Genomic DNA, 2,592 nt, shown 5'->3' with positions numbered 1-2,592 from the left:
ATTCTGCACCTACCATTTAGCCGCCGGTTCCTGCGAAAGCAGGAACCCATGGTGCTCCATCTCAGCCAACACACCATGGATACCTGCCTGCGCAGGTATCTGCGGGCCTAGGCTTAGAGCCGCTCTGACTCGGTGGCCGCGTTCAGCCGCCTGTGCACATAGGGGCTGACCCGCGTGAAGACGCGGTTCGAGCGATATTCCTTGCGCAGTTTCATGCCGGTCTCACAAACCCCACCATGGCGATCGACGTCAACCCGCGCCCCCGCAGTTTCAATCGAGCACCACCTGGCGCTGATCGACGACCACCAGATCGCCCCAGGCCGCATAGCGCGACGGGTCGTCTGCGCTCAGCACGGCGTAAATCCCATCGGCAAAATCAGGCAGGCCATAGCGCCGGCTGCCCGTCGTCCCGACGCAGAGCGTGCCGCTTTCTCCGGTGCGCAGCTGGAGCTGGCCTCTGAACGGTGCCCGGTCGATCTGCCTGCCGGTTTTATCCCTGAGATCAACGACATAGCCCTGCAGGACCGGCGTCTCATTGGCAATGTCGACGCAGGCCGTGACCTGATCCTCGCCGGGCGCCCTGCGGACAATCCTGTGGCGCAGATTGGCAATCTGCCCGCCCGGCTCTCCCTTATAGGCGGCCGCGCCACCGGGCGAACTGACCAAGCTGAAATAGAGCCCGCCCTGCACCCGGCAGAGCGGAGGGCCGATGCCGGGCAGCGAATAGCCGAGCCCGCCCGTGCCGGTATTGCAGGTCGCGACCATTTCCTCGCGGAACCGTTCATCGCACCAGGCCTGGCTGTGCTCTTGCAGGCGATAGCAGGCATCATGGCGCCGGCAGGAGGCGCGGAAAGGGCCATCCGCAAGCGGCTCCAATACGGCGCGAATGAGGCCCGGCACCGCCGCCTGCATGAATTCCGGCCCGCAACTGTCATGCGGTTTCATCTGCGCTTGTTCGCGTGCCTGATAGTCTGCAGCAACCGGAATGGCGATATCCTGCGGCGCGCCCAAAACGGCGCACCCTGCCAGCGCGAACACCGCTCCCAGACTGGCAAGCCTGCCAGCTTTCATGGCGTCATCCCTCCATCCGGATGAAACCGGGGCATGCCAGCATTGGTCCCAAAGCGCGAGGGCCGCGGGGCAAATGTCACGAAAGTTTATCGGTTCGAGATCCCCGATCCATCCGCCCCCGCGAGCGCCCGTCTATGGTTGCCCGCAATGTCTGAGGCGCTGAACCATCATGTGAGCATTGCGATGGAGCGGGCCGTGCCGCGGCTGCTGGCGCTGCTCGCGGATATCTGCGCGATGCTGCACATCATCGGCGGCCGCGCGCCGAGCTATTTTACGCGGCAGGCACGGGTAAAGGCGCTGCGCCTGCTGCGCCCGGCAGAGGCGCTGATGCGGCGGCTGATCGTGCTGATGGCCGATGAGATTGAGGTTGAGGGCCAAAAAACCCGCTCTTCCCGGCGCAGGCCGGCCCCTCATGGTGAGCCTGTCGAACCAGGCGGGCAAAGCGGAAGTGGTACGCCAACCTTCCAGCTCTTCGAACACATCCCCTCCCTCGCCAGCGTTTTCGGCGCGCCGACGCCTGAAAAGTTCGGCCCCTCCCTGCCGCCGCCAGAGCTTATCGAGCCGGACGCCCTCATGCGCCGGATCAACGCGCTTGCCGGGGCAATCGAGCACCGCGACACCCTCGCCCGCGCGCATGCCAGACGGCTCGCCCGCTGGCCGAAGAATGTCAGACTGCCGCGCTGGGACCCCTGCCGGCCGGGGCGTCCGCCGGGCCTCAGATCCCGCCACGTGCCGCCCTGGCTGGTCGACATGGTTCAACTTTTCATGATGAAAATCAGGCGCTTGCCGCTACCGGGCGCGCCGCCAGACCAGGCGCTTCACACAGTCTGACGCTCCGCCTGCCACCCGTCCGCCGGGAGGCTGGCGGCTGCGGCCAAGTCAACGTCCGGCTTTCAATCCCCGCCCGGCCCCTTACTTTCTGACCCTGAAGGTCAGACAAGGGAGCCGCCGCGATGAGTTATGAGGGCCATGAAGAGCACCATATGGTCCACCGGATCGGCTGGCTGCGCGCCGCCGTTCTCGGGGCCAATGACGGCATCGTCTCGACGGCGAGCCTGCTCGTCGGCTTTGCCTCGGCGTCAGCGGGCCGGCCTGAAATCGTGCTGGCCGGTGTGGCCGGCCTGGTCGCAGGCGCGATGTCCATGGCGGCCGGCGAATATGTCTCGGTCAGCTCCCAGCGCGACACTGAAGAGGCCGACCTCGCCAAGGAAGCCGCCGCGCTGAAGAAAAACCCGAAAGAGGAAGAGGCCGAACTCGCCCACATCTATATGGACCGGGGCGTGAAGGAAGAGACGGCCTATGCGGTCGCCCGCCAGCTCATGGCTGAGGACCCGCTCGAAGCGCACGCCCGCGACGAGCTTGGCATCTCGCATGTGGTCGAAGCGCGGCCCGTCCAGGCGGCGGTATCATCTGCAGCAAGCTTTGCGGTTGGCGCGGCATTGCCCCTGCTGGCGGCCATCGCGGCGCCGCTTCACGTGGTCGGACCCGTGGTGATCGTCGCCTCGCTGCTGAGCCTTGCCC

At 66.0% G+C, this 2,592-nt stretch carries 3 protein-coding genes; 2 read left to right on the top strand and 1 reads right to left on the bottom strand.

Annotated features, from left to right (window positions below; all coding sequences use genetic code 11):
• Window positions 1-270 precede the first annotated feature (270 nt).
• The gene (locus WA989_RS06625) at window positions 271-1,071 is read right to left on the bottom strand and encodes a hypothetical protein (protein WP_424339716.1); all 801 of its coding nucleotides are present in this window, start codon (window positions 1,069-1,071) and stop codon (window positions 271-273) included.
• Between the two features lie 147 nt (window positions 1,072-1,218).
• Here WA989_RS06625 and WA989_RS06620 point away from each other — a divergent pair, with 147 nt between their 5' ends.
• Together WA989_RS06620 and WA989_RS06615 are read left to right on the top strand one after the other, a co-directional pair.
• Complete coding sequence (locus tag WA989_RS06620; protein WP_424339715.1) at window positions 1,219-1,902, top strand: hypothetical protein; 684 nt, start codon at window positions 1,219-1,221, stop codon at window positions 1,900-1,902.
• A 122-nt stretch (window positions 1,903-2,024) separates the two neighbouring features.
• The coding region (locus tag WA989_RS06615; protein ID WP_424339714.1) for a VIT1/CCC1 transporter family protein at window positions 2,025-2,592 on the top strand (568 nt) is incomplete at its 3' end.

The organism is Henriciella sp. (genome assembly GCF_049649345.1).
Classification (GTDB): domain Bacteria; phylum Pseudomonadota; class Alphaproteobacteria; order Caulobacterales; family Hyphomonadaceae; genus Henriciella.
Note: the sequence above shows the minus strand (reverse complement) of the source record. Positions and strands in the feature narration are given on the sequence as shown.

Bases quoted from the DNA above. Each gene is read 5' to 3' on its own strand.
- WA989_RS06625 (WP_424339716.1), bottom strand. From the start codon at position 1,071: ATGAAAGCTGGCAGGCTTGCCAGTCTGGGAGCGGTGTTCGCGCTGGCA.
- WA989_RS06620 (WP_424339715.1), top strand. From the start codon at position 1,219: ATGTCTGAGGCGCTGAACCATCATGTGAGCATTGCGATGGAGCGGGCC.